Below are 24770 nucleotides of genomic sequence, written 5' to 3' on the forward strand. Positions count from 1 at the left end.
CTCAGCGTATGAGGAACGTACTCCGGAAGAAATCATGCTCCACCACACTCGCTGTGATCGACCGCCAGGAACGTGTACTGCTGTGCCGAACTCACGGACAGTCCGTTTGGTGCCCGACCCCTTCAAGAGTGATCCGGATCCGGCCGTCCAAGTTCTCCTTCATTCACACCCTGGACCCGCTCTTCTCTCACTGGTTCGTTTCCCGCACGCCAGTGATCGGCAGATTCGACCTCAGCTCGAAGGGCGACAACTCAACCGGATCAACGAACATCTTCATTGTCCGGCACAGCAGAATGAAGCCGATCAGTCTTCGCGCTCGCTCGCACTCCCGGGCAGATGCCGACTACGTGTGGCATCCGTTGTCGAACGTCGAAGATGAGATGTTCGATGTGTATCCACGCGAACTGGGCCCCCTTCTACGCGGGTATCTGGAGGGCTGGATTCCCGACGGTGTCATCACTCTCGTCGAGTGACCCCTCATCCCTCACCAAGGAGCGCGCTCTATGCCCAGTCCACACTATCGACGGCGATCTCCAACCCGCGGTCCGCTGGCCCTGGAGGTCCGGACCCTACTGGCAGCCGCAGGACTGCCAGAATCGGACAGCGACGACCGCCATCGGGCTCACGGCATGGTGGTGACCGATCACGGTGAATCCGTCGGCGTCGAATGGTTCGTCTCACGCAGTCTGCGCCGCGCCGCAGCCGACGAACAGCTACGGGGTTGGCCCATGAGTGAGGCGGACCGTGCGCACGAAGCCGCCCGACGTCATCTGCACGCGGCACTGTTCGGCCTCCTCTCGGAGGTGGGCTACCTGGTGGAGGCTGACCTGGCTGACTCTCCGGGTGCCCTGACTGTCCGAGCCGGCCGAGTCTCCACTACCACCACGTTGGCCACGGACATCAAGCGAATCCTTGCAGAGCTCCATGACTCTGCAGAAACCAAAAAGCGCCCCGACCCTTCGTCGTGACACATAGCCACGCCATCCAGACTTACGGAAGAAAGCTGCAACGTCTGAAGAGGATCTATCCAAGTACTACCAGTGGGTCAGGTCAAAAACTTCCGAGCAATATGGGTCCACCGCGTCCGAGGGGTTGTATTTCAACTGATCGTCGGCGATGAGTGAGGGCAGGGCGGCAGCCAGACCGGTGATGCCCACGGCCACGGCTCCCTCTTCATCCCGAAGAGACACGTCGAGACCGACCATTCCCGACAATCCCTCACCGGTCACGTAGAGACGCGCACTGCGCTGGTCAAGGAGAAGGAAGCCACACACGCCCAGCTTCCCGGCGAGTTCGGATTCTTCGGGCGGAACGATACCTGCGACGGCCGCGTGAAGGGCATCCGTGAGATCGAGCTCCGGACCAGCCTCCAAGAGTCGCGCCACCCCCTCCGTACCCACAATGGGAATTCCGTGCCCGTCGCGGTCGCCATCGCCACCATGATCGGAGTCCGCTGCCGTCCGTGGAACGTCGGGCTCCTGCCGCATCCGCACGATCTGCCGCAGAGTAGCGGCCAGCACGAAGGCGGGGATGTTGTCACCGTGCTGGTCCACCAGCGGCAGGTCGTAGGCCACCGAGGTCCCGACAATGCGGCCATCCCAGACGACCACTCTCCCCACCACTCGTCCGTCCCGGACGGGAAGCACACCTCGGACGACAGGGCCGCCCCCCAGAGGGGTCGCCGTGAACCGCAGCATGCCCCGGACAAGGGCGGCTTGCAGCCGTATCACTCCTGCGTTGTCCCACCGTTGCATCGGCACGGACTCCTGACTGCCGTCGGCGAGCGGGGACTTCATGTCTCGTTCACCGCATCGGGGCACTTGTTGCGCGCAACCCGCTCACAGTAGGCCGTGATCGTTCCGATCTTGTGGCTGTGGTCGGCTAGCGCGTAGTTGCCGTCCGCGGTCTTGTAGCTGTACTGGGCGATCACCTTGATCCGGGCGAGGACCGCGCCGAGACGGTTGGTCAGCACGCCGCCGTAGACACGGCGCGCTCCGTCCTTCTTTTCCGGGCGCTCACTGGTCACGATCTTGATCACTTTGGGATCGTGGATGTTGTGCGGTCCCGAGAAGTGCAGCCAGCCGAACTTGCTGTTGCCTTCCCGGGTCGGAATGTTCTTGCCCTCGCCGTCCTTGCTGACGAACTTCACCACGCTCCAGTGACTGACGCGTGCGGTGGCGTCAGAGCGCGGCGGAGCCGGACTCAGCTGGGGCACATCCACTGTCAGCCCCTCAGCCTCGGCGCGATCCACGCCGAACGACTGCGCGTACTCCTCGTCGGACATCACGCGGAGACCTTGCGGAACCGACGGTGCCGTTCGCGATGAGGCGGAAGTGGCAAATGCGGAGGCCATAAGGGTGCCTGCGACTACAGCCGAACAGACCACGGCGTTCATAAAGGTGCGCAACGGCCGTCCTTTGCGTAGCCAAACGACGCTTGAGGCGGGGGCGGCAGCGCCCCCTGTTGGCGGCTGATTCGATCACGGGCCCGGCAACATGACTAGCAAAATGCCATTGATTCACCCTTAATCGGTACGAGGTGGCCATAGGCAGGCCGACGCAACATGAGCCGAGGTCAGGATCGGCCGCTGCGGTACACGCCGAACCCAGCATCCAGGCCGCTCGCGGCAAACTCGCCGCAGACCGTGTCGACTGAGCGCGGATGGAAGTCGACATCCACACAGAGAGGCCGATGACCAGCTCCACTTCTTGATTTCCGACCTCAAATGAGGGAGGGTTTCCGGAAGCCCGACTGGTTCGTGGAGAGGCTGGACATGGCTGTCGTGCATGCGGAGAGTCCCCGGATCGGCAATCGGCTTGCCGAGTTGGGGCTGTCGGTCGAGGAGATCGGGGACGCGCTGCGGCGCGCCGAGGCCGAACGCAACTTTTGTACGCCGCTGGATCCGGTCTCCCTGCCCGGCAACATTTTCTGGGGGCGCACCGTCCGCTTCCTGAGGGAGACATACATCCCCAAGGGCTGGAGCAGTGCCAGCCCGAGCAACGTGCCGTTGCTCGTGGCGCCGTCCGGCAACTTCGCCCTGACGGCCTCCAGCGGCAGCCAGGAGACGGGGTATGCCGCGCTCACTCCCTCCACCCGATACCCGAAGGGGACCGCGGTGATGAAACGGGTGGAGGCGAACCGGCAGTTGCTGCTGTTCGGCGAGAGCGAGGCGGAGCCCGAGCAGCAGGATGTCGGCGACGGCATACCGACCTGGTTCCTGCTGTACCAGCATGTGAAGACCGATGAGGGGCGGCGCCTGCACGCGGAGCTCTCACTGCCCGACAACACTGGCAGTCGTGGCAAGATCAGCAGCTGGCATGAACGGATCATCCTGCCCTGGATCGACTTCGAGGGCTTCGCTCCGTTCGCTGACGACGCCGGCGACCAGGGCGGCATCGACATCCCCATCGAACGTCTGGCCTGACCGGACCGCTCCGACCCTTTGGTTCCTCTCCCATGACCACCGCATCCCGGATCGTCCTGGCGCGCAAGCGTCGAGGACTGACCGTCACCCGTCTCGCCCAGATGGCGGGCCTGACGTCCCGCAGGTTGTCCGACTTCGAGAACGGACGGGCCAACCCCAGCCCGCCGTCGCTGCGGGCGATCGCGGCGGCGCTGGAGTTCCCCGAATCGTTCTTCGGCGCCGAGGAAGTCGCCGAGCTGACGGTGGACTCGGTGAGCTTCCGTGCCCTGAGCAAGATGACCGCCTCCCAACGGGACATCGCACTAAGCTCCGGCCGGCTGGCCCGCGTACTGCACGACTGGATCGGCGCCCGTTTTCGACTGCCCGCTCCCGACGTGCCGTCACTGACCTCCTTCAGCCGCCTGCGATCGGAGGAAGACCAGATCCCTCATCCGGGGGAGGCCGCAGGCACCGACTGCCCGGCGGAGGAAGCCGCCGTACTGGTGCGGGCCCGCTGGGGGCTGGGGCACGCCCCGATTCCGCACACCGTGCACCTGCTGGAGGCACACGGCGTGCGCGTCTTCTCGCTCTCCCGGGACTGCCCGGAGGTCGACGCGTTCTCCTTCTGGGACCGGGGAATCCCGTTCGTGCTGCTGAGCCCCGAGAAGACCGCGGAACGCGGGCGCTTCGACGCCGCCCATGAACTCGGGCACCTCGTCCTGCACGGCGAGGAACAGATGCCGCACGGCCCGCAGGCCGAAGCCGAAGCCCACCGGTTCGCGGCCGCCTTCCTCATGCCCCGCGCCGACGTTCTCGCCCACGCCCCGCGAGGCGCGAGCACCACCTGGATCCTGCAGGCCAAGCGCCGCTGGAAGGTCGCCGCCATGGCGCTCGCCCACCGGCTGCACGAACTGGGCCTGACCACCGAATGGCAATACCGCAGCCACTGCGTGGAACTCAGCCGCCTCGGCTACCGCAAGGCGGAACCGCGCAGCGGAGTGGCCCGCGAAACCTCCCAGGTGCTGGGCAAGGTGTTCACGGCCCTGCGCGACGAGGGCACCCGCCGTGCGGACGTGGCCCGTGACCTGCACCTGCGACCTGCCGATCTCAACGACCTGATCTTCGGTCTGATCGTCACCGCGCAGGATGGCCAAGGCCAACGACACGAAGGGGCGGACAACCGGCCGCGGCTGTCTGTCGTGCGCTGACACCGCCCGTCCCTGGTCGATGCCCGTTCTTCGGCGACGTACAGGCAGAGGTTCGCTGTCTCCGCCTACGGAGTGTTCCGCAGCCGGAGACAGCCGACGCCTGGGCCGCCTCACTGACCATGGGGCGGCCGAAAGAGCCATACCGGTGCGGAACAATTCGAGCATGGATCCGCAGCGCAGTTCATCGCCTTCCGACACTGACGTGCTGCGTACGCGGTACGCGTGCCGTTTGCCGGCCTCTCTGCAGGATCTAATCGGCCCTGTGGACGGACGTGTCGAGCTGCCGCTCCATATCGCGTGGTCGGGCCTGCGCGCCTATGACCTCGGCCGACCGCGACAATGCATGAGCCTCTATCGCACCGTCCTGGCCGAAGGACAGCGCGACGACCTCGTCACCTTCCTCCATCACGACCTGCTGATCGCCCAGTGGCCCGACCTACGCCCTCTGATCAGCAGGCATATCCGCACCGTATGGGAAGGCGCCTTCCCCGAGCTCATCCCCCCGGACATCGCCTTGGCGTGAACCGCAACTGAATACGGCCGCCGGTGCGATCTGCCAGTTCGTGGACGGGGCATCGGACGTCGGCGCCCACCATCGCGTCAGGCCGCGTCACCAGCCAGCGATGTGTTCGCTGTCCGGCTGCACGGCAGGGGCATGTTCGAGGCGCCGCACCACGCTGAGTGCTGTCCGGCAGATTCGCGCCGCTACTGCGAAGAGCCCATGCGCTGCGACACGGAACCCGCTGCCGCCAGACGGAGCCGCAGCCAGCATTCAGGCCACGGTTCGGCCGGCCGAAACCGCTGCGTCGCGGACCGCTGACGGGCCTGGCCAGAGTTGATGGTCCAGGGCGTCCTCAAGCCGAGTGAGGGTGCCGATGTCCGGAAGAACGTCACCGTTGAGCACACGGGCGACCGTGGAGTGCGCAACGCTGGCGATCTCCGCAAGACCTCGTAGCGAAAGGTCGCGGGATCTCATCGTCTGCTCCAGATCGAGCGCGAGCAGCAGTCCGCAGTGCGCGCTCAGTGGGGCGTCTGCGGCAAGGGCCACATGGGGCCAGTCGCCCTCCGCAACGTAGAAGAGAGGATGCTTGTCGTTGTTACTGCGGGGCATGTTCCGATCGTGCCACGCGCCGAAAGAGGCGTAGGCAGGTCTGCGGGCAGCACGAGTCCGGCGGGCACTTAGGAAGTACCGGGGCCAGGCCGCCATGCCACCGCCTTACGACGTCCGGCTTCGGCCCCCGAGCGCACCTGGCACAGCCGCTCACGCGACAGCGCTCCTAGGCCCGGAACGATGCTCTCAGCAAATCGAGTCGACGCACAACAACGCTTGCCTGTCAGGCAGTTGGGAGTACCCAGCTATCTCCACGCAGACAATTGCCTTATTTCTACGCGGAGTTGAGAATTGGGGCGAAGAAGTACCAGGTCGCACAGGGCTTCAACTACCGTCGAGCACTACCTGATGCTTGGTCAGATTCATTTGTTAGCACGATCATTCATGCGCTTGCGCGTTCCGCTTGGAGGCCAGGTAAGGTGTGTCGCACGTCGCTTCGGACACGGATGGGGAGGGTGTGTTGAGCAGCGCGACCAGCGGGCCCACGCAGCCGTTCATCACCAAGCTTCGAGAGGTCGCGGAGGCCGAGCAGGCCAAGCGAGTCCGTGCCGATAGCGCGGTGGCCGAGGCCGAACGTATTCTCCACGAGGCGCTGCAGGCTCAGCGTGTCGCGACGGAACGGCACACAGCCGCCGTGTCCACCGCCGAAGCGGCGGAAGTGTACGCGGCGGGATTCGCTCCCACCGCAGCGCAGGCCACCTCAAAAGATGACGCCCAGGCAGACAGCCCCGCCGCTCCGGCAGATCCTCCGAGAACCCAGGAGCGGTCCCTCCTGCAGCTGATCGCAGATGTCATGAACGTGGGAGAGGTCATCCCATCTACGGAGATCTACGAACGCGTGCGACAACTCCGCCCGGAAACGGGCAAAGGATCAACTCGCGGATCTCTTACCCATCTGCGCAAGCGGGGCACCGTCGAGCGCGTCGGCAAAGGTCTCTACCGCTTGCAGGTCATTCCGGCGGACTACCGGAGGCACGCCTAGAGAGCACAGACGCATCACCCTAGTGACGCGCAAATAGGCGCCGCCGGAATACTCGCGAGGTCTTCCAGCGGCGCCCGTGACACGTCAGCTGAGGGCCCACGTATCAGGGTCAACTCTAAGGCATGGCCAGCTGTTCTCGCAGTGGCGTGTCAGTTAACCCGTGCCCGGCCCTCCCCAGGAAATACCCATATTTCCCGATGACTTGAGGGCCCACCATGACTTCTTTCATACGTTCCGCCGTCGGCGGACCCGCCGCCCCTACCCCTGTCCGCCCTGTGGTGGCTGCCGGGGGTGCTGATCAGTGACATCCTCCGCGCCGAACAACCGGAGCCCGTTCATGCTCCCCACCGAGCGTCTGACCCCACGGCGCCAGCTTGAGATCGTCGACATCATGCTTGAGGCCGGCGGACCCGACTGCCTCCCCGTGGCTGTGCAGACCATCGCCTCACAACTGGGCATCTCCGTCAAGACCGTCTCCCGCGCTTCGGCATTCCTCAGTCACACGGGAATCCTCTGGACTGGCAAATCGGGGTGGACCCTGACCTCACTCGGATCCAAACTGGCCCGGCTGCGCTCCACCGATACAGCGCGCGCACGTCTCCTACTGCGGGACCACTGGCAGGGCAGCTGGTTCGACAAGCGTGCTCTGAAGCAGCTGGCTTCCGGTCCGATGGAGGACGCGAAGCTGGCCGAGGCCCTGAGCGCGGGACTGCCCGGACCGCGCGAGCGCGGGCTGTATCTGACGGAATGGATGGCGTACGCGCTACTCCTCGACCGTGACGAGCATGGGCTGTTCACCCTTCCCTCCTCACAGCGCGCTTCCACGACCTCGGGCCCCGAGACCGCCGCCGGCCCGTTCGGAGTCCTTGACCCGTTGCTCAACACGCCCACCGAGCAGTTCTCCGCTCTGCCCGATGCCGATTTCATCGCGCTGATGGACGCCTATCGCACAGTCTTCGCGTCGCTCACCCCGAAGACCCAGAGCCAGGCGGAGCACTGATCCGCCCGCCCCGCTGAGACCGGGGCGGGCGTCGAGAACCCCGCTCCGGTGCAGCGTCCGCTGACGCTTTCCGTCGTGCGCGGACATTCCCTTCACGCCGCCCAGCCGACGCGGTGCACAACGACATGGCCGCGCCGCGCTTCGCTCTGCCAGCGCGGCGTCACCCTTTCACGCTCTTCCTGTTGCCGCGGAGATCATCCATGCCCAGAGTGTCGCATGTACGGAACACCACTGTTTCAACCGCTTTAATCCCTTTGTTTCTGCCTCCTGTCGTGCGGGGATCGGAGCCGGTTGTGCTGGTGCCACCCCGGCGAAGGGCCCTCATGGTGGGAAACGACCCCTCTCTCACGTACGCGTTCGACCGTGTTCAGGACGCCTGGCAGAGCATGGCCGCCCACGGCGAGTTCACCGAGCAGACCCTGGACAAGTTCGGCCTGCTGCTCAAACGCTGCGAGCGCTACCTGCAACTGCGCGGCGCCGTCGTCCTCGGTGACGTCACAGCCGATCTGGCGGAGGACTTCGTCACCGCCCGCGGTCGCAGTCGCCACGGTCACGTCACCGACTCCGCGGCGGCCACCATGCGGCTGCGCCGCTCGGTGGTCCGTACCGCCTACCGCACTCTGCGCGAACTCGGCTTGAGCGACGCCGACCCGGCCCGGGACATCGTCCTGCCCGCCCGCGCGATCAGCGGTGTCCGGCCGCTCGCCGAGGACGAGGTCATCGATCTGCGCCATCGTGCGTCATTCGTCACCCGCCCCAGCCGCCACGGGGCCGCTGCCGCACTCGCGCTGGCCGGTGGTCACAGCGGGGAGATCGGGCACATCCGCGTACGAGATCTCGACATCGGCCGGCGCCGGGTGTGGATGCACGGCTCCACGAAAGTGGACGCGCGCTGGTGCCCCCTGGACGACTGGGGCCTCAACGTCCTGGCCAGCCGGGCCAGATTCGTCAGCGCACGCCAGCTCCGCAAGGAGTCCGCGCCGAACGCCCGCCTCGCCGTCTCCGACCGGCACGGCTCGGATGCCTACCTACAGGCCCGCGCGTGTGTCGCCCTGGGTGACCTGCTCAAACGCATCGGCCTGAGTGACGAGGAAGACGTCAAGCCGTCCTCGGTCACCGCCTGGGCCGCGGTCGCGGAGTTCGAACGCACCGGGCGCATCGAGGACGCTGCCCGTCGTCTCGGCCTGCGCTCCCTGGACCGCGCCGCCGCCGTCATCGGTCACAACTGGCACACCACCATCTCCGAGGACGAGCAGGAGGTCCTCCGTGCCTGACGACATCTTCGGCGACGCTCTTCCTCAGCACCTCCGGTCCCGCAGAAAGCGCCAGCTCAGCGACAAGGAACAGCGCAACCAGCAGCAGCGAATCGGGGACTGCCTCAACGAACCCCTCATCTACGAGATGGCCGAACATCTGCCCGCGCCCGCCAGCCGCGGCTGCCCCCGCCAGTACCCAGCCGTCGTCTACCTCCTGCTCTCCGCCATGATGACCGTCACCGGCTCCAAACGCTCCGCCGTCGGCACCCTGGACGACGCGCAGTGGAGGGGTGTCCGCGCCTCCGTACGACGAAACGCCGGACGTACCGCAGCAGCCCTGCTGCCACTCACCGCGCCGAGCCGCTTCCAATATCAGTACGCCGAGCTGAATCTCCTGGCCCCCAGCATCGAGATCCTCCAAGACGTCTTTGAGCAGCGTGCCATCCAACAGGCCCTTCACCAGGGACTTTTCCCTGAAGACGTCACACGCAACTGGGTAAGACCCGAGCGACGCCGGCTCCTCGTCGGTGACGCTACTGTCCCCAAAGCGCCCTCAAAAGCGGAACACGCCTTCACCGTCGACACCACCACCGGGGAAAAACGCAGACACCGAGTCGACCCTGCTGCCCGCCTCCACTACGAGAACGGCGAGAAGGAGAAACGCCTCGCGCGAGGCACGAAGTGGTTCTTCGCCTCGGCCCGGGACGACGGCTACTGGCGGCGCGTCATCCTGGCCGTCCGGCACGTCGCCGGCGGCGAATACGAGGACGAAGCCGCCGTCGCCGTACGGTCCTTCACACAGCTCAGCAGACTGCTGCCCGGCTGCATGGGCGTCATCTACGACGGAGCATTCCGAGGTATCCACCGCGACGCCCTCGCCCGCCTCGGACTCCTGGTCATCAACAAGCAGCACGGCTCAGTCAAGCCACGCGCCTACGAGCTCCTGCGCTTCGGGCGCTGCCGCCACGACCTGTGGTGCGACCAGGGCCGCATCGCCGAGCGCGTCCTTCTCGACGACGGAACGAGCACCCTACTACCGGTCCCCGTCAGCCGCCTCGAACACCGCCAGGGCCGTACCAAGTCACGCTGGTACCACCTGCTGCACATCCCTTGCCGCCACGGCGCCCACCCCTACCGCGTCCAAGTCGGGATCACCACGACTCCCGACGACCGCACCGGCACGGACCCGGACACCGGCCGTCGATTCAAGAGCGACACCGAACGCGACTTCCACCGCGCCGAGTACCTCCAGCAGATCCCGGAGCCCACCCTCGCCCACCAGCGGCTCTACCCCTACCGCAGCGACTCCGAGTCCGTACACAACCAGCTGGATCAGAGCATGTGGAACAACCGCATGATCTCCTACGGCCTCGAGCGCCAGAAGGTCTTCACTCTCGGCTTCGCCCTGGCCCAGAACGCCACCAGTAGACGCATCTTCCTGGAGAGCTCAGGAGTCACACGAGCGGTGAAGTGCGGGCAGAAGTCCGCATAGCACTGGCGCAAGAATGAGCGGCCTGCTCAACGCCCGCCTCGTCGCCTTTTCCATGGACGCCTGAACTGAACCTTCTTCGCGGCCCTGGACAACTGGAGACTGTGACATGGCAGTCAGCCGGGCAGTATCAGTCGGCAGGTCTCCCCCGGCCGTACCGACACCGCGCGGTCCGGCAGCCGGACGTCGATGGGCAGCCGGTCCGACGAGGGCACGGTGAGATCCAGGCTTCCCCGTTCCATGCGCAGCCGTACACCCCAGTGGCCCTGGTAGCGCAGGGCGAAGCCGTAGGAGGAGAGTTCCGGCAGGGGAACCGGGTCGAGCCACAGGGCGCCCTGGCGGGTTTCCAGGCCGGTGAGTCCGCGCTGAACGAGGTCGAGGGTGCCGGCCATGGCGCCCAGGTGGATCCCTTCCCCCGTGGTGCCGCCCTGCAGGTCGGCGATGTCGCCCCGAAGTGCCTCCTGGCAGTACCGCCAGGCTTCGGCGCGCCGGGCCCGGGCCAGCACCCAGCCGTGCACCAGGCCGCTGAGGGTCGAGCCGTGACTCGTACGGCTCAGGTAGTGGTCGACCGTGCGCTGCCAGGTGGTTTCGTCGAGGCGGTGACCCAGGCGGCCGAAGAGTTCCTGGAGTTCAAAGGGTGAGAAGAGGTAGCCGAGCATCAGCACGTCGGCCTGCTTGGATGCCTGGTAGCGGTTGACGGAGTCGCCCTCCGCCTCCAGGATCCGGTCCAGACGGCGGATGTCGCCGTACCGCTTGCGGTAGCCGTCCCAGTCGAGTTCGTCGAGCGCCCCGTAGCCTTCGAACTGGCTGATGACGTCGTCGTGGAAGGGCACGTGGAGGGTGCGGGACACGTCCTCCCAGAGTTCGAGTTCGCCGCCGTCAAGAGCCGTCCGTTCGACGAGTTCGCGTCGGCGCGGTTCGGGGAGGTTCCGCAGGATTTCGAGGGCGCGGGTGAGGACCCAGGCGGCCGTGACGTTCGTGTAGGCGTTGTCGTCGAGGCCTGGTTTCTCCGCGTCCGGGTACGCGTCGTGGTACTCGTCGGGCCCGACCACCCCGCGGATGCGGTGCCGTCCCAGACTCTCGTCGTACGTGGCCGAGTCCGCCCAGAAGCGGGCGATCTGCAGGAGCATCTCGGCGCCCTTGGTGTGCAGGAACTCGGTGTCCCCGCTCGCCTGGCAGTACTGCCACACGTTGTACGCCACAGCCGATCCGACGTGGTGCTGGAGCCGGGAGTGATCGGGCAGCCAGCGTCCGGAGCGGGGGTTGAGGTGCAGTTCCTGGGTCTCCTCGCGGCCGTCGCTGCCGCTCTGCCAGGGGTAGAGGGCGCCTGTCCGGCCGGCCTCCCGGGCTGCACGGCAGGCCGCTTCGAGCCGTCGGTGCCGGTAGCGGAGCAACGCGCGGGACACCTCGGGGAAGTGCAGGTTGAGATAGGGCAGGACGAACAGCTCGTCCCAGAAGACGTGCCCCCGGTAGGCCTCACCGTGCAGTCCCCGGGCCGGTACGCCCACGTCGAGGTCGGCGGTGTGCGGGGAGAGCGTCTGGAGCACGTGGAACAGGTGCAGCCGCAGGATGCCGCCGGCCTCGCCCGGCACGTCCAGCCGGGCCCGGCTCCACAGCTGGTCCCAGGCCGTGATGTGCGACTCCAGCAGGTCGTCGAAGCCGGGTGCCCCGGTCACTCGGTCGACCGCGGCCCGCAGAGGGTCGCTGATCGCGGGATCGTGTGAGGTGTGCAGGGCGACGGTCTTGTCGACGGTCACCGTGCGGCCGGGAACGAGGTGCAGGCGTGTGCGCTGCGCGGCGCTCAGGGACATATGACGGATCGCCACGGGCTCGTCGGCGGTGAGCCGGGCCGCCATACCGACACGGATGTCCGACGTACGCGTACGGCAGCGCAGCCAGACGGTGTCCGGGCCCGCGGTGTCCGTCTGCACATGCGTCAGATGGCGGCCGTCCAGGTCCTGGTACCGCGCCACGCCCGCGTTGGTGACGGCGCCGTCGAGGGCCGCCTCCACGTCGAGGTCGCCGGAGAAGTTCTCCGCGGTGAACTCGGTGCGCAGGGCCGCCAGATGAGGGTCGGCCATGTGCGTGAGGCGCAGCTGGCGTACGGCGAAGGTGCGGCCTTCGTCGTCGGCGTACCGCGTCCGGCGTTCCAGCAGGCCGGACGCGAGGTGCAGGGTCTGGCCGTGGTCGAGCACGGTCGCGGTGTCCGGGGTGAACCAGGGGCCGGGTCCTTCCTCGCCCCGCAGGCGGAAGCGGAGTGGCAGCCAGTTCGGCAGATTCACCATGTCCTCGTTCTCGACCCGGCGCCCCGCCACCTCGGAGGTGAGCCGGTTGTAGCAGCCGGCCGCGTACGTGCCCGGGTAGTGCACGTCGTCCGCCGCGCACTCCGCCAGCGCCCCACGGGTGGCGATGTATCCGTTGCCCAGCGTGCACAGTGACTCCCTGAGCCGCTCGTCCGCGGGGTTGTAACCCTCGTACGCCCAGGTCCCGTCCGTCACTTCGCCTCTCCCGTCCCGATCAGCTCTCCGAGATCCCGTACGACGAGGTGGGCGCCGTGCTGCAGAAGTGCCTCCCGTGTGCCGGGGACGGCCGTGCGGTCCACTCCGACGACCAGGGCGAAGCCTCCCCGACGGCCCGCTTCCACCCCTGCCAGAGCGTCCTCGACCACGGCGGCGCGGTCAGCGGGGACGCCGAGGCGGCGGGCCGCCTCCAGGAACAGGGCGGGGTGCGGCTTGCCCGGCAGGTCGAGCCGGGCTGCCTCCCCGCCGTCGACCAGGGTGTCGAAGAGATCGAGCACTCCGGCCCGGGTGAGGAGCTCACCTGCGTGGCGGGACGCGGACGCGGCGGCGAGGGGCACCTCCCTCCGGTGCAGGGCGCGCAGCAGGCGTACGGTCCCCGGGTAGGCGTCGATGCCGTGCTCGCGGAGCCGGTCGGTGAACAGCTCCTCCTTGTCGGCGGCCACCTCCCGTACCGTCTCGGCGGGCAGATCGAGACCGCGTGAGACGAGGAAGGCCGCGGCGCCGTCGAGACGGGACTTGCCGTCCACGTACCGCAGGTAGTCGTCCCGCTCGTCGAACGGTCGCCGTTGGTGGGGGTCCTCGGGCGGGTGCGCGCGCAGGAAGGCGTCGAAGGCCGTCTTCCAGGCGGCGGCGTGCACCCGGGCCGAGTCGGTGATCACCCCGTCGGTGTCGAGGACGACGGCCCGGACCTTCCGGAGCACGGGGGCGAGGGCATCGCCTGCGGGCCCGGACCGTGCCGCGGGCGAGGTCACGGCTGTCCCGCGGGGCGGTCGGTTCCGGCCGCCCTCTCGGCCTGCGGGGCCCCTGCCCCGGTACGGTCCCGTGCCCCGCGTCGGCAGGTGCGGGCGGATCCGGTGCTGCCCGGTGGTCGGACGACGGTCATGTGTGCTCCTGAGTGAGGAGGGGTGAGAGGACCGGGTTCCTCGTGCACTGTTTCCACGGTCACGCCTGTTGGGGCACTATCGCCACCGGACAGTCCGCGTGGTGCAGCAGCGTGTGTCCCACCCTGCCGAGCTGCAGGCCGAAGTGGCCGTGCCTGCGCCGGGCCCCGACCACGACCAGGTCCGCGGCCGCCGAGCGCTGCAGGAGCACCTTGCGGGCCGGCCCTTCGACCGTGGTCCTGCGCACCCGCACCGCCGAGTGGTCCGCGACGCCGTCGTGGACGACTGCGTCGAGCAGCGCCGAGGCCCGTTGCTCGTGGTAGTGCTCCGGTTCGCCCGCCATGCTCGGATGGTCGGTGCTCTCGTACGCGGGACACCGCCAGGCCCGTACGACATCCAGCGCGCACCCGCGCGCTTCCGCCTCGCGGAACGCGAACCGGGCCGCCTCACCACTCGCCGCCGGATCCCCGGCACCGAGCAGGATGCGTTCGTGCGTCGCCTCCAGTGCGGCCTTGTCCCCGCGGACAACGATCACCGGGCAGTGGGCACGGGCGGCCACCGCCAGACCGACCGAGCCCAGCAGCAACCCCGCGAGCTCGCCGCGACCGCGCGAGCCGGTGACGAGGGCCGAGGCGTTGCGGGCCGCCTGCAGCAGCGCGGTCGTCGCGTCCTCCGGCACGACCTCTGTGGAGACCTTCACGGACGGATCACGCTGCCGGGCGCGCTCGGCAGCGGATGCGACAAGGGCCTCGGCAGCTGCCTGCTCCGACGGGCGTCCGGCGTCCCTGCCCTGTTCGACGCCTTCGTAGCGTTCCCACAGGCTTGCGTGCACCAGGCGGATCGGCAGACCGTGGCGGGCCGCCTCGTCCACCGCCCAGTCCGTCGCGTGAAGGCTGGACTCCGATCCGTCCACTCCCACCACCAGGGGCAGCTCCATCATGGCCACCGCCTTCCATACGAGTCGGGTCGTTCCACCGCGGACAAGGGACCACTGTCACCGTGGCACCGGTGTCCGGGTGGTACGAGGGGCTGTTCGGCCCTTGTCGGGCACGCTCGGCATCGTCCGGGGAGTCGGCCGCCGACGAAGGGGCCAATGACCGCGTAGCCGCAGGAACAACGAGTCGGTCACCGCGACCGTGACCAGCAGCACGGCTACGGCCACGACCAGCAGCACAGCGAACAACTGGTAGAAGTCCGGCGTGAGTGTCGTACGCACGACTGTCACCTCCTGGGGAGCCATGCGTCTGGCATCGCTCCCACCTTCATCCAACTCCGCTGCGTGTCTGCGCACTTGAGCCGGTCGGTACGGTCCGTTGGGTCGAACGTCCTTGGTGGATGGGGTCGAACTCCGCCCCGTACGCCTCTCGCTGTGCGGCGCCGTCCGCGCTCGGCTGGAAGGCAGCAGCCATCCACTGGGGAGGAACCGCCATGTCGAAGACAGCCCCGCACACGCCTGGGACCGCCGGTCCGCGGCGGCCACGGGCAAACGCGCACACCCTGGACGTCGCCCACGTCAACGGCGACGTCTACGAGGCCGACGTCCGTGGGCACCACCTGCTGGTCGACCAGCCCACGGACGCGGGTGGCACGGACACCGCGCCCACACCCGTCGAACTGTTCGCGGCGTCCCTCGCCACCTGCGTCGCGTTCTACGCCGGCCGCTACCTCACACGCCACGGCCTGCACCGCACGGGGCTGCGGGTCAGGGCGGAGTTCGCCATGGCCGAGGACCGTCCGGCCCGGGTCGCCTCCGTCCGTCTCGGCATCACACCGCCGCCCGGACTGTCCCAACAACGCCGTGCCGCTCTGCTCGCCGTCGCCTCGCACTGCACCGTCCACAACACACTGCACCAACCACCCGAGATCGACATCGAGCTCGTCCCGTGAGCACTACCGGACGCCGAGTCCCGTGAACACTCCCGGACGCTGAGCGAGGACCTCATGAAACGCTTCCTTCCGGACAAAGTCCCGCGCCGTCCCCCGGCGGCGCGTTTCCGGCCGCCCAGGCCGGAAGCGGCTGTTCTGGCCATCACCTCCGCCGCCCTCGCGGCAGGCGGTGTCTTCTGGCTGACCGGTGCCACCGGTCCGGCCGACCTGTGCTGGGGGCTGGGCACCGTCGCGGCCGTCGGACCCGCCGTGGCCTGGGTGCTGGCCGCGCTGCGCCGCGGCCACGCCGGGGTGGACCTGATCGCCGTCCTCGCGCTCGCAGGGACACTGGCCGTGGGCGAATACCTGGCCGGTGCCCTGATAGCGCTGATGCTCGCCACCGGTCGCACCCTGGAGTCCGCCGCACAGCGGCGGGCCTCCCACGACCTGCGCGCCCTGCTGGAACGTGTACCGCGCACCGCCCGCCGACGCGTCGGGCCCGAGGTGGTGGCGGTACCGCTCGCCGAGGTCGCCGTCGGTGACCTGCTGGTCGTCGGCCCCGGCGAGGTCGTCCCCGTCGACGGCCTCGTGGTCGCCGGCCCGGCCGTGCTGGACGAGTCGCCGCTCACCGGGGAGTCACGGACGGTGGAGCGCGGGCCGGACCAGCCCGTCCGCAGCGGTGTGGTCAACGCGGGTGGCGCCTTCGAGCTGCGCGCCTCCGCCACCGAGCAGGACAGCACGTACGCGGGGATCGTGCGGCTGGCCCGGCAGGCCGGGGCCGAATCCGCTCCCGTCGTGCGCCTGGCCGACCGCTACGCGGCCTGGTTCCTGCCCCTGGCCGTGGCGGCGGCCGGGCTGGCCTGGCTGATCAGCGGTTCCGCGGTACGGGCGGTGGCGGTCCTGGTGGTCGCCACACCGTGCCCGCTCCTCCTGGCGGCGCCGGTGGCGGTCGTCTCCGGGCTGTCGCGAGCCTCTCGGCTCGGTGTGGTGATCCGAGACGGCGGCGCTCTGGAGAACCTGGGCCGGGCGCGGACCCTGCTGCTCGACAAGACCGGCACGGTCACCAGCGGTCACCCGCAGGTCCTGGACGTGACCGCGGCGCAGGGCTGGGATCCGGCGGAGGTCCTGCGCCTGGCCGCCTCGCTCGACCAGTACTCCCCACATGTTCTGGCCCGGGCCCTCGTACGCGCCGCCCGGAAGCGTGGCCTGCGACTGACCGTGCCGGTCGACGTCTCGGAGACGCCCGGCACGGGACCCTCCGGTGTGGTCTCAGGCCGCCGGACGGCCGTCGGCCGTCTCGACGTCCGCGTGGACGCGTCGGCCTGGACACGCTCGGTCGACAACCGCGCGCTCCTCGACGGAGCGGCGGTCGCATGGCTCACCGTGGACGACCGGCCCGTCGGCGCCGTCCTCCTCCGCGATCCCCTGCGCCACGATGCCCCCAGGACCGTACGCCGCCTGCGTGCGGCGGGTATTCGCCGCCTTGTGATGCTCACCGGCGACCGACCGGAGCCGGCCCGCGAGACAGCCGTCGTGCTCGGCCTCGACGACGTGCGCGCCGAGCTCACCCCGGCCGACAAGGTCGCCGCTGTGCGCGCCGAACGCGACCACACGGTCACCGTCATGGTCGGCGACGGCGTCAACGACGCGCCGGCGCTGGCCGCCGCGGACATCGGCGTGGCCATGGGGGCGCACGGCTCCACCGCTTCCTCCGAGGCTGCGGACATCGTCCTCACCACGGACCGCGTGGACCGGCTGGCCGACGCCGTCTCCATCGCCGTACGCGCCCGGCGACTGGCCGTGCAGAGTGCACTCGGCGGGATGCTGCTGTCCCTCGCCGCCATGACGGCGGCCGCCTTCGGCCTGCTGCCGCCCGCCGTAGGCGCTCTGCTCCAGGAGGGCATCGACGTCGCCGTGATCCTCAACGCGCTGCGCGCCCTCCGCATCGACCGTTCGGCGCGGCCGACCCTGGAGCCCGCCACGGAAGCCCTGATCCACCACTTCGCGGCCGAACACGACGACCTCCAGGACGTTCTCGGAGCCGTACGAGATGCCGCGGACCGCCTGTCCGACGGCCCCGGCCCCGAGGCCCTCTCCTCCGTCCGCACGGCCCACCGGCTGCTCACCGAACGGCTGCTGCCGCACGAGTACGCCGAGGAACACCAGCTCTATCCGGCGCTCGCCCCCGCCCTCGGCGGGCCCGAGGCGACAGCAACCATGAGCCGTGCCCACGCGGAGATCGAACGGCTCGCCCAGCGCGTCGCCACCCACCTCACGCTCGCCGGCGCAGACGGACACCTGGCGCCGCAGCAACTCGACGACCTGCGCGCCTGCCTCTACGGGCTGCACACCGTGCTGCGCCTGCACTTCACCCAGGAGGAGGAGAGCTACTTCTCCCTCGCCCCATGACCGCACACCGTATGGCCCGGCAAGTCGGTGACGTACCGGGCAGTGGCGCCCCGCCGCCCTCCCCGGTACGAACGGCATCGCATGCCGAACGGCCTCGATCGTCGGGCCGGTCGGCCCACAGTCGGCACGTTTCCCACGCGTTGTAATCGAGTTGAGGAACGTCTCGGCTCTTCCGTGAGAAAGGGGGAGATCGGCATGACAACGTCCCGCGTCCTCAGCCGTCTCGTGCTGGGCGGTGTGCTCCTGGCCCTCGGGGCGTCGGCGCCGGCCACGGCGACCGGCCATCGGGCGGACGCCCCGGTCTCCTCGGCCACAGCTCCTGGCCGAGGAGGCAGCCCGCAGTCCACCGTCGACCGGGTCGCCGACTTCTACGGCGCCTACATCGACGTCCTGTACGACTCCGGCCGAGGGCGGTTGGCCGACTCTTTGCGCGGCCACTACCTTACTGCCGAGCTGCGCCGATCCCTGGCCCGCTGGGAATCCACCCACCACAAGGACGGTGTGCTGCGTGCCAAGGGGGTCCCGATGGCCTGGAAGGTCGTCCACAACGACAGCGGCATGGGGCACTGCTGGACTCACGTCACGCTCACCTGGCGGGACTCCGGTGAGCGGGTCCACCGCACACACCTGACGGTCCGGTCCGACCTGGACACACGACTCGTCTCCGGCATCCACCTCGACGTGTAGGGGTTCGGCCCCCACCGGCCCGTACCCCTTGATCGCTCTCCGGCACCGGCGCGACGTGAAAAGGCGCGCCGGTGCTCTTCGCGTCCGCGTCCCCACGAACGACCGACGGAACGCATCCCGAGGTGGGAAGACATAGGTGTGCGCGGCCGGGCGAACGGTCCGGCCGCGCAGACGTGGTGCGGCTCAGCGCGCTTCGGCGCTCAGACGTGCCGTACCGGGATGGTCCTGGTGCCCGTCTTCGTGTCGGGCACCGGTACGGTGATGGTCAGGACACCATCCTTGTACTCCGCGGTGGCCTCGTCGCCCTTCGCCCCGGCCGGCAGCCGGACGGCGCGGGTGAAGGTGCCGTAGCGGAACTCGGTGTGGTGCTTCTCCGTCGTCTCCTCACTGCGCTCGGCACGCAGGGTCAGAACGCCCCCTGTGACCGTGATCTCGACATCCTTGGCGGGGTCGATGCCCGGAAGCTCGGCTCGCAGCGCGTACGCACCTTCCATCAGGCGTTCCTCGATCCGGATTCCGTGCGTCCCCGGAGCCGTGTGCGCCCCGGGAAAGCCGGTTTCCATCCAGCCGAACAGATCGGGCAGAGTCGGCCAGCCAGGTAGCCGTTCGATCATGCCGCTCATGTCTCCCTCCTCTTCTTCGACACTCCCAGCGTCGCCCCCCGGATCCCACACGCGCAGGGGCCGACCGGGCCTGTAAGAGTTCCGGTCGGCCGATCGACGGGCCGCGCGGCACAAATCACGTGTGTGGCGGACCGAGCCGGCCGGCCGTAGGAAACGCGAGCCTGTTCCGGGCCGGGGCCGGGGCTGGAAGCCCCTTGGCCAAACGGCTGTCATGTCGACAGGCTGCAAGGGAGCGTCGTCGTTCTGTACGGCCGCCCGGAAAGAAGGGCGTTTCTCCATGGCGCACTCTCGCCGTGGAAGCGTCGGACGAGACACCTGGTGGGGAGAGGGGAACACATCATGACGAACCCGGTTGTAGTCGGCATCGACCCTGGTCGGTCCAATCGGACGGCCATGATCTGGGCATCCGCCGAAGCCAGCCGACGCCGCCTTCCTCTGCGCTTGGTCGTCGGCCTTCAGCGGCCCGCCGTCCGGAACGCGCCCCGGCGAGCGCGACTTCGTCCCAGACTCGGCTCACCCACCCGCGACGACACGGCGGAACGCGCGTTGAGCAAGGAAGTCGCATGGCTGTACAGCCGCCATCCGGAGTTGGAAGTCTCCGTGCTCCTTGTCCGGGACGCACCCGTACCGGTCCTGCGCCGACAGACGCGTACGGCAACGATTTTGGTGCTTGGCTCGCGGCGCCCGAGCACCCGGGAGAACATCTTCGGCAGGCACTCCGTCGCGTTGCCGGTCATCGCGCAGGCCGCCTGTCCAGTGGTGGTCGTACGAGATGCCGAGGCCGTTCGACGGCAGCCGTCTCCCATCGTCGCCGGGGTGAACATCGGCTGGGACGGACGCCCGCATTCGGAGGCCGTGGTCGATCAGGCATTCGAGGAAGCCGCACGGCACCGGACCGCACTGCGGGTGCTGTACGCGTGGCACCCGCCGCTCCTGGGTGTCCTGGACGAACATGCGACCCTCCGGGAATGCCGTCGGCTCCTGTCCGAAACCGTGGCACGCCGGCAGACCGCCTACCCCCACGTGGAGGTGCGGCAAGAAGTGATCCGCGGTCGCCCGTTCCACGTCCTGTCCCGAGAGTCCGCGGACGCCCTGGAACTCGTCGTCGGCACTCGCGGTCACAAGGGCACGGCCGGGCAACTGCTCGGCAGGGTCGTACATCAGGCACTTCATCGCAGCACGTGCCCGGTCGTCGTCGTTCCACGACCGGGCGGACGAAGGCTCCCCAACGAGCGACCACGCGTCAGCCGGCTGTCAAGGCTGACGCGGAGGGCCGCCGCTCGTTACGCCCGTGGACTCTTCCTCGTCACCCGCGCGTGGCCAGGAAGGCGGCCCCTGGGTTCGCGCCGCAGTGTGGTCGGAGACTTCGGCCTCGGCCGGGGCATCGGCATACGTCCACCACGCCGGCCTCGGCGACCACCGATGACGCTCGACGGCCACCGATGACGTGGGAGCAGTGCCTCCCGGGGCAAGCCTGACATTCCTCGTCCGGCGAAGACCGCTCCCGGCGTCCTACTGCTAGCCCACCGGCGCCCACCACACCAGGGTCGTACCGCCGCCGTCGGGGCTGCTCAGCTCCAGCTCGCCGCCCAACTGCGTGGCCCGTTCGGCCATGTTGCTCAGGCCGCTGCGGCGGCCCTCGGGCGCAATGCCCACGCCGTTGTCGGAGACCGTCAGACGGACTTCGCGGCCGTCGGTCTCCAGGACCACCGCGGCGCGGGTGGCCCGGGCGTGCCGGGCGATGTTCGTCAGGGCCTCGGAGAGCACGGCCACCACATGGTCGGCCGTCTCCTTGGTGACCTGGGTGTCCACCAGGCCCTCCATCCGCAGGCTGGGCGCGAAGCCCAGCACCGGCGCCGCGTCCCCGGCCACGCGCACCACCCGGGATCGCAGGCCCGGGGCCGTGGGGCCGCCGCGCGAACGCAGACCGAAGATCGTCGACCTGATGATCTTGATGGTCTCGTCCAGGTCGTCCACCGCCCGCACCACGCGTTCCGAGGCCTCGGAGTGCTCGATGAATCGGCCCGCGCTCTGCAGCGTCATGCCGGTGGCGAACAGCCGCTGGATCGCGAGGTCGTGCAGGTCGCGGGCGATCCGGTCACGGTCTTTCAGCACCGCGATCTCCTCGGCGTCCTCCCGGTGTTCCGCCAGCTCCATCGCGACCGCGGCCTGTGCGGCGAAGCCCTGCAGTGCCTCGGTCTCCTTCCCGGCGAACTCCGCCCGGCCGGACTCGCGCACCAGCAGGACGATCCCTCGCACCCGCTCGCCCGCTCCGATGGGCACGGCGACCGCCGGGCCGAGCCCGGTGAACCGCATCCGGTCGGAGGACGCCCGTTCCTCGGCGGAGATGTCGAGGCTGGCGACCGAAGCGGCCTGGGAGAACGCACGGCCGATCAGGCTGTCGTCCACCGGCAGCACCAGTCCGCGATGCGCCTCCGCGCCCTCTCCGATGGCGAGTTCCACCGTCAGCGAGTCGGTGTTCTCCATGGGCAGGGCGACCACGGCCAGCGCCGCCGAGGTGATCTCCCTCGCCCGTTCCGCGATCAGGCCGAGGACCTCGCCGCGGTCTCTGCCGGACATCAGACAGTGCGTGATCTCCGCGCTCGCCTGCAGCCAGCGTTCACGCAGCCTCGACTCCTCGTACAGACGGGCGTTGTCGATCGCCACACCGGCCGCCACGGCCAACGTCGACAGGACCGACTCGTCCTCCTCGTCGAACTGCGCCCCGCCTCGCTTCTCGGTCAGGTAGAGGTTGCCGAAGACCTGCTCCCGCACCCGGATCGGAACACCGACGAAGGTGTTCATCGGCGGGTGGTGGGCCGGGAAGCCGTACGAGGCCGGGTGTTCGGAGAGCTTCACCAGCCGCAGGGGCTCGGGATGGCGGATGAGCTCGCCCAGGATGCCGTGGCCCTCCGGATAGTGGCCGATCTCGGCGATCTGCTGCTCGCTGATGCCGATCGTGTGGAAGGCCGAAAGCCGCTTGCCGTCCGGTCCGATGACCCCCAGGGCGGCGTACTCCGCGTCCACCAGCACGGCCGCGGCCTCCACGATGCTGTACAGCGCCTGCTCCAGGTCCAGCTCCCGGCCGACGGAGAGCACGGCCTCCAGAAGGCTGTGCACCCGGTCGCGCGTACTGCGGGCGGCGTCCAGCCTGGCCTGCAGTTCTTCCAGCAGCTCGTCCAGCTTCAGCTGCGGCAGCCGTACGCGGGCCTGAGGGGAATCCTCGGAGCTACCCACCGGATGATCCTCCAGGTCCCTCTGCGCGCGGACGGCAACCGTTCCGGTCATGTCCACGGTATCGGTCCGGTGCGCGAGAGGGAACGGATCTAGTCCGGTGGCCGGGCCCGGAGCCCGCCCGGCCCCGTCAGCCCAGGGGCGGCCGGGACGCGACGTACTCGGTGAGGTCGAGCAGCCGGTTGGTGTAGCCCCATTCGTTGTCGTACCAGCCGAAGACCTTGACCAGCTCGCCGTGCGCCTGGGTCAGCGGAGCGTCCAGGACACACGAGGCGGGGTCGCCGACGACGTCGCGGGAGACGATCGGGGCGTCGGACACCCGCAGAACGCCCTTCAGCGGCCCGTCCGCGGCCTCCCGGAACGCCGTGTTGATCTCGTCCGCCGACGCGGGCCGCTCCAGGACCACGCTCAGGTCGGTCAGAGAACCGTCCTCGACAGGGACGCGTACGGCGATACCGTCCAGGGTGCCCGCCAACTCCGGCATGACGAGTCCCACCGCACGTGCGGCTCCGGTGCTGGTGGGGATGATGTTCACAGCGGCGCTGCGGCCCCGGCGGAGGTCCTTGTGCGGGCCGTCCAGGACGACCTGGTCGTTGGTGTAGCCGTGGATGGTGGTCATCAGACCCTTGACGATGCCGAACTGCTCGTGCAGCACCTTCACCATCGGCGCCACGCAGTTGGTGGTGCACGAGGCGTTGGAAATGACGTGATCCCGCTGGGCGTCGTACGTGTTCTCGTTGACACCCATGACGATCGTGCCGTCGACGTCCTTGCCCGGCACGGACAGCAGAACCTTGCGCGCTCCTGCCTTCAGGTGCAGGCCCGCGTCCTCGCGAGTGCGGAAACGGCCGGTCGACTCGATGACCACGTCCACGCCGAGGTCGCCCCAGGCCAGGGCTGCGGGGTCCCGCTCGGCGGTCACGGCGATGCGGTGGCCGTCCACGGTCAGCGAGGTGTCGTCGTGCTCGACGGCACGGTGCAGCCGTCCGTACGTCGAGTCGAACTCCAGCAGATGCGCCAGGGCCGCCGGCGAGGTGATGTCGTTGACCGCCACGACCTCCACCGGCGTGCCGACGCCCGTCTCCGCGCGCTCCAGTACGCAGCGCAGATAGTTGCGTCCGATGCGGCCGAAGCCGTTGATGCCTACCCGCACGCTCATGTCCGTCGTCCTTCCGGTCCGTCCCGTGTCTGTCTGCGCTGCCAGCGTGCGGGTGGTGGACCGGGTGGGGCTTGGGCCTTACGGGGGCGAGCCGGAGGCCGTTCGGCCCTGCGGCCCACTGCTCGGTACCTGTGCGGGGACTGCGGGCTTTCGTGCCTGGGGCCTTCAGTGCGGCAGGGCTTCAGGGCTTCAGTGTCCTTCGTTCTTGATCCTGTCCTGGGCCTGGGTGGCGATGACGGCGGCCTGGATACGCCGCTCCACGCCGAGCTTGGCGAGCAGGCGTGAGATGTGGTTCTTCACCGTCTTCTCGGCGAGGAAGAGGCGCTGGCCGATCTGGCGGTTGGTCAGGCCCTCGCCGATCAGAGCCAGGATCTCCCGCTCCCGTTCGGTCAGGCCCGGCAGCGCGTCCGGCTCCTCCTTGGGCCGGTCCCCCGCGCGCAGGCGGGCCATCAGCCTGGCGGCGGCGCTCGGGTCGAGCAGTGACTGGCCCGCGGCCACCACGCGGACCGCAGACACCAGGTCCGCTCCCTTGATCTGCTTCAGGACATAACCGGAGGCCCCGGCCATGATCGAGTCGAGCAGCGCCTCCTCGTCGTCGAACGAGGTCAGCATGAGGCAGGCGAGATCCGGCATGCGTGAGCGCAGTTCCCGGCACACCGTCACACCGTCCCCGTCGGGCAGGCGGACATCGAGGACCGCCACATGAGGCCGTAGGGCGGGGACGCGTACCAGCGCCTGGTCAGCGGTTGCGGCTTCGCCGACCACCGTGATGTCCGGCTCGTCGTTCAGCAGGTCGTGCACCCCGCGCCGGACCACCTCGTGGTCGTCCAGCAGGAAGACCCGGATGGGGCTGTCGGGGCCGGGCCGCTCGCTGTCCGCCATCGGATGCTCCCTCTCGTGCGCCGGACGCCGATGTCCGCACCCTCGCGCGTACCGGCTTCTT

General features: G+C 68.9%; 24 protein-coding genes. 13 read left to right on the forward strand and 11 right to left on the reverse strand.

From position 1 onward, the window contains the following. The first annotated feature begins 53 nt into the window (after positions 1-53). Both OHS59_RS19345 and OHS59_RS19350 read left to right on the forward strand, forming a co-directional pair. Positions 54-473: a hypothetical protein gene (locus OHS59_RS19345; protein ID WP_328494656.1), complete on the forward strand. Its 420-nt coding sequence runs from the start codon at positions 54-56 to the stop codon at positions 471-473. Between the two features lie 156 nt (positions 474-629). Beyond that, the gene (locus OHS59_RS19350; RefSeq protein ID WP_328494657.1) at positions 630-968 is read left to right on the forward strand and encodes a hypothetical protein; all 339 of its coding nucleotides are present in this window, start codon (positions 630-632) and stop codon (positions 966-968) included. A gap of 66 nt (positions 969-1034) precedes the next feature. Here OHS59_RS19350 and OHS59_RS19355 read toward each other — a convergent pair whose 3' ends face one another. Continuing rightward, entirely contained in the window at positions 1035-1610 is a 576-nt protein-coding gene (locus OHS59_RS19355; RefSeq protein ID WP_328494658.1) for a hypothetical protein, read from the reverse strand. 182 nt (positions 1611-1792) lie between these two features. Continuing rightward, entirely contained in the window at positions 1793-2284 is a 492-nt protein-coding gene (locus OHS59_RS19360; RefSeq protein WP_328494659.1) for a hypothetical protein, read from the reverse strand. A gap of 489 nt (positions 2285-2773) precedes the next feature. Between OHS59_RS19360 and OHS59_RS19365 the strand changes: the two genes are divergently transcribed. The 3 genes from OHS59_RS19365 (at position 2774) to OHS59_RS19375 (ending at position 5134) form a co-directional block, all read left to right on the forward strand. Continuing rightward, positions 2774-3424 (forward strand): hypothetical protein, encoded by a 651-nt coding sequence (locus tag OHS59_RS19365; protein WP_328494660.1) that lies wholly within the window; start codon positions 2774-2776, stop codon positions 3422-3424. A 32-nt stretch (positions 3425-3456) separates the two neighbouring features. Then, complete coding sequence (locus tag OHS59_RS19370; protein WP_328494661.1) at positions 3457-4611, forward strand: helix-turn-helix domain-containing protein; 1155 nt, start codon at positions 3457-3459, stop codon at positions 4609-4611. A gap of 163 nt (positions 4612-4774) precedes the next feature. Continuing rightward, on the forward strand, positions 4775-5134 hold the full coding sequence (locus tag OHS59_RS19375; RefSeq protein WP_328494662.1) for a hypothetical protein: 360 nt from the start codon (positions 4775-4777) through the stop codon (positions 5132-5134). 249 nt (positions 5135-5383) lie between these two features. Here OHS59_RS19375 and OHS59_RS19380 read toward each other — a convergent pair whose 3' ends face one another. Then, positions 5384-5722: a helix-turn-helix domain-containing protein gene (locus tag OHS59_RS19380; protein WP_328494663.1), complete on the reverse strand. Its 339-nt coding sequence runs from the start codon at positions 5720-5722 to the stop codon at positions 5384-5386. 460 nt (positions 5723-6182) lie between these two features. Between OHS59_RS19380 and OHS59_RS19385 the strand changes: the two genes are divergently transcribed. The 4 genes from OHS59_RS19385 (at position 6183) to OHS59_RS19400 (ending at position 10452) form a co-directional block, all read left to right on the forward strand. Beyond that, the gene (locus OHS59_RS19385) at positions 6183-6704 is read left to right on the forward strand and encodes a hypothetical protein (RefSeq protein ID WP_328494664.1); all 522 of its coding nucleotides are present in this window, start codon (positions 6183-6185) and stop codon (positions 6702-6704) included. A 337-nt stretch (positions 6705-7041) separates the two neighbouring features. Continuing rightward, entirely contained in the window at positions 7042-7704 is a 663-nt protein-coding gene (locus OHS59_RS19390) for a hypothetical protein (protein ID WP_328494665.1), read from the forward strand. A 323-nt stretch (positions 7705-8027) separates the two neighbouring features. After that, positions 8028-8978 (forward strand): hypothetical protein, encoded by a 951-nt coding sequence (locus tag OHS59_RS19395; RefSeq protein ID WP_328494666.1) that lies wholly within the window; start codon positions 8028-8030, stop codon positions 8976-8978. Further along, positions 8971-10452, forward strand: coding sequence for a hypothetical protein (locus OHS59_RS19400; RefSeq protein ID WP_328494667.1), 1482 nt, complete (start codon positions 8971-8973; stop codon positions 10450-10452). The genes OHS59_RS19395 and OHS59_RS19400 overlap by 8 nt, the downstream gene beginning before the upstream one ends. Positions 10453-10565: 113 nt before the next feature. Here OHS59_RS19400 and OHS59_RS19405 read toward each other — a convergent pair whose 3' ends face one another. From OHS59_RS19405 to OHS59_RS19420, 4 genes are all read right to left on the reverse strand, one after another. Beyond that, positions 10566-12947, reverse strand: a complete 2382-nt coding sequence (locus OHS59_RS19405) for a glycoside hydrolase family 65 protein (RefSeq protein ID WP_328494668.1) — start codon at positions 12945-12947, stop codon at positions 10566-10568. Then, entirely contained in the window at positions 12944-13669 is a 726-nt protein-coding gene (locus tag OHS59_RS19410; protein WP_328494669.1) for an HAD family hydrolase, read from the reverse strand. The genes OHS59_RS19405 and OHS59_RS19410 overlap by 4 nt, the downstream gene beginning before the upstream one ends. 241 nt (positions 13670-13910) lie before the next feature. Further along, complete coding sequence (locus OHS59_RS19415) at positions 13911-14786, reverse strand: universal stress protein (protein WP_328499277.1); 876 nt, start codon at positions 14784-14786, stop codon at positions 13911-13913. 57 nt (positions 14787-14843) lie between these two features. Further along, positions 14844-15065 carry a hypothetical protein gene (locus OHS59_RS19420; RefSeq protein ID WP_328494670.1) on the reverse strand — a complete coding sequence of 74 codons (222 nt, stop codon included), beginning with the start codon at positions 15063-15065 and terminating at the stop codon, positions 14844-14846. A gap of 212 nt (positions 15066-15277) precedes the next feature. Between OHS59_RS19420 and OHS59_RS19425 the strand changes: the two genes are divergently transcribed. The 3 genes from OHS59_RS19425 to OHS59_RS19435 all read left to right on the forward strand — a co-directional run bounded on the left by OHS59_RS19425 (position 15278) and on the right by OHS59_RS19435 (position 18811). Next, positions 15278-15736, forward strand: coding sequence for an OsmC family protein (locus OHS59_RS19425; RefSeq protein WP_328494671.1), 459 nt, complete (start codon positions 15278-15280; stop codon positions 15734-15736). A 54-nt stretch (positions 15737-15790) separates the two neighbouring features. Further along, a complete protein-coding gene (locus tag OHS59_RS19430) occupies positions 15791-18124 on the forward strand; it encodes a heavy metal translocating P-type ATPase (protein ID WP_328494672.1) in 2334 nt (777 codons plus the stop codon). 195 nt (positions 18125-18319) lie between these two features. Next, positions 18320-18811: a hypothetical protein gene (locus tag OHS59_RS19435; RefSeq protein ID WP_328494673.1), complete on the forward strand. Its 492-nt coding sequence runs from the start codon at positions 18320-18322 to the stop codon at positions 18809-18811. Positions 18812-19011: 200 nt separating this feature from the next. Here OHS59_RS19435 and OHS59_RS19440 read toward each other — a convergent pair whose 3' ends face one another. Then, positions 19012-19434: an Hsp20/alpha crystallin family protein gene (locus OHS59_RS19440; protein ID WP_328494674.1), complete on the reverse strand. Its 423-nt coding sequence runs from the start codon at positions 19432-19434 to the stop codon at positions 19012-19014. A gap of 339 nt (positions 19435-19773) precedes the next feature. Here OHS59_RS19440 and OHS59_RS19445 point away from each other — a divergent pair, with 339 nt between their 5' ends. Continuing rightward, complete coding sequence (locus OHS59_RS19445; protein WP_328494675.1) at positions 19774-20880, forward strand: universal stress protein; 1107 nt, start codon at positions 19774-19776, stop codon at positions 20878-20880. A gap of 72 nt (positions 20881-20952) precedes the next feature. On the opposite strand, the gene OHS59_RS19450 is transcribed toward OHS59_RS19445, so the two are convergent. From OHS59_RS19450 to OHS59_RS19460, 3 genes are all read right to left on the reverse strand, one after another. Continuing rightward, positions 20953-22671, reverse strand: coding sequence for a sensor histidine kinase (locus OHS59_RS19450; protein WP_328494676.1), 1719 nt, complete (start codon positions 22669-22671; stop codon positions 20953-20955). 127 nt (positions 22672-22798) lie between these two features. Then, complete coding sequence (gap, locus tag OHS59_RS19455) at positions 22799-23827, reverse strand: type I glyceraldehyde-3-phosphate dehydrogenase (protein ID WP_328494677.1); 1029 nt, start codon at positions 23825-23827, stop codon at positions 22799-22801. A gap of 189 nt (positions 23828-24016) precedes the next feature. After that, positions 24017-24709 carry a response regulator transcription factor gene (locus tag OHS59_RS19460; protein WP_328494678.1) on the reverse strand — a complete coding sequence of 231 codons (693 nt, stop codon included), beginning with the start codon at positions 24707-24709 and terminating at the stop codon, positions 24017-24019. Positions 24710-24770: the final 61 nt, after the last annotated feature.

Source organism: Streptomyces sp. NBC_00414 (assembly GCF_036038375.1).
In the GTDB taxonomy this organism is placed as follows: domain Bacteria; phylum Actinomycetota; class Actinomycetes; order Streptomycetales; family Streptomycetaceae; genus Streptomyces.

Excerpts from the sequence above, each read along its gene's own strand:
- OHS59_RS19365 (WP_328494660.1), top strand. The coding sequence starts at position 2,774 with ATGGCTGTCGTGCATGCGGAGAGTCCCCGGATCGGCAATCGGCTTGCC.
- OHS59_RS19460 (WP_328494678.1), bottom strand. The coding sequence starts at position 24,709 with ATGGCGGACAGCGAGCGGCCCGGCCCCGACAGCCCCATCCGGGTCTTC.
- OHS59_RS19375 (WP_328494662.1), top strand. The coding sequence starts at position 4,775 with ATGGATCCGCAGCGCAGTTCATCGCCTTCCGACACTGACGTGCTGCGT.
- OHS59_RS19440 (WP_328494674.1), bottom strand. The coding sequence starts at position 19,434 with ATGAGCGGCATGATCGAACGGCTACCTGGCTGGCCGACTCTGCCCGAT.
- OHS59_RS19430 (WP_328494672.1), top strand. The coding sequence starts at position 15,791 with ATGAAACGCTTCCTTCCGGACAAAGTCCCGCGCCGTCCCCCGGCGGCG.
- OHS59_RS19350 (WP_328494657.1), top strand. The coding sequence starts at position 630 with ATGGTGGTGACCGATCACGGTGAATCCGTCGGCGTCGAATGGTTCGTC.
- OHS59_RS19445 (WP_328494675.1), top strand. The coding sequence starts at position 19,774 with ATGACGAACCCGGTTGTAGTCGGCATCGACCCTGGTCGGTCCAATCGG.
- OHS59_RS19435 (WP_328494673.1), top strand. The coding sequence starts at position 18,320 with ATGACAACGTCCCGCGTCCTCAGCCGTCTCGTGCTGGGCGGTGTGCTC.
- OHS59_RS19395 (WP_328494666.1), top strand. The coding sequence starts at position 8,028 with ATGGTGGGAAACGACCCCTCTCTCACGTACGCGTTCGACCGTGTTCAG.
- OHS59_RS19360 (WP_328494659.1), bottom strand. The coding sequence starts at position 2,284 with ATGTCCGACGAGGAGTACGCGCAGTCGTTCGGCGTGGATCGCGCCGAG.
- OHS59_RS19425 (WP_328494671.1), top strand. The coding sequence starts at position 15,278 with ATGTCGAAGACAGCCCCGCACACGCCTGGGACCGCCGGTCCGCGGCGG.
- OHS59_RS19390 (WP_328494665.1), top strand. The coding sequence starts at position 7,042 with ATGCTCCCCACCGAGCGTCTGACCCCACGGCGCCAGCTTGAGATCGTC.
- OHS59_RS19380 (WP_328494663.1), bottom strand. The coding sequence starts at position 5,722 with ATGCCCCGCAGTAACAACGACAAGCATCCTCTCTTCTACGTTGCGGAG.
- gap (WP_328494677.1), bottom strand. The coding sequence starts at position 23,827 with ATGAGCGTGCGGGTAGGCATCAACGGCTTCGGCCGCATCGGACGCAAC.
- OHS59_RS19415 (WP_328499277.1), bottom strand. The coding sequence starts at position 14,786 with ATGGAGCTGCCCCTGGTGGTGGGAGTGGACGGATCGGAGTCCAGCCTT.
- OHS59_RS19370 (WP_328494661.1), top strand. The coding sequence starts at position 3,457 with ATGACCACCGCATCCCGGATCGTCCTGGCGCGCAAGCGTCGAGGACTG.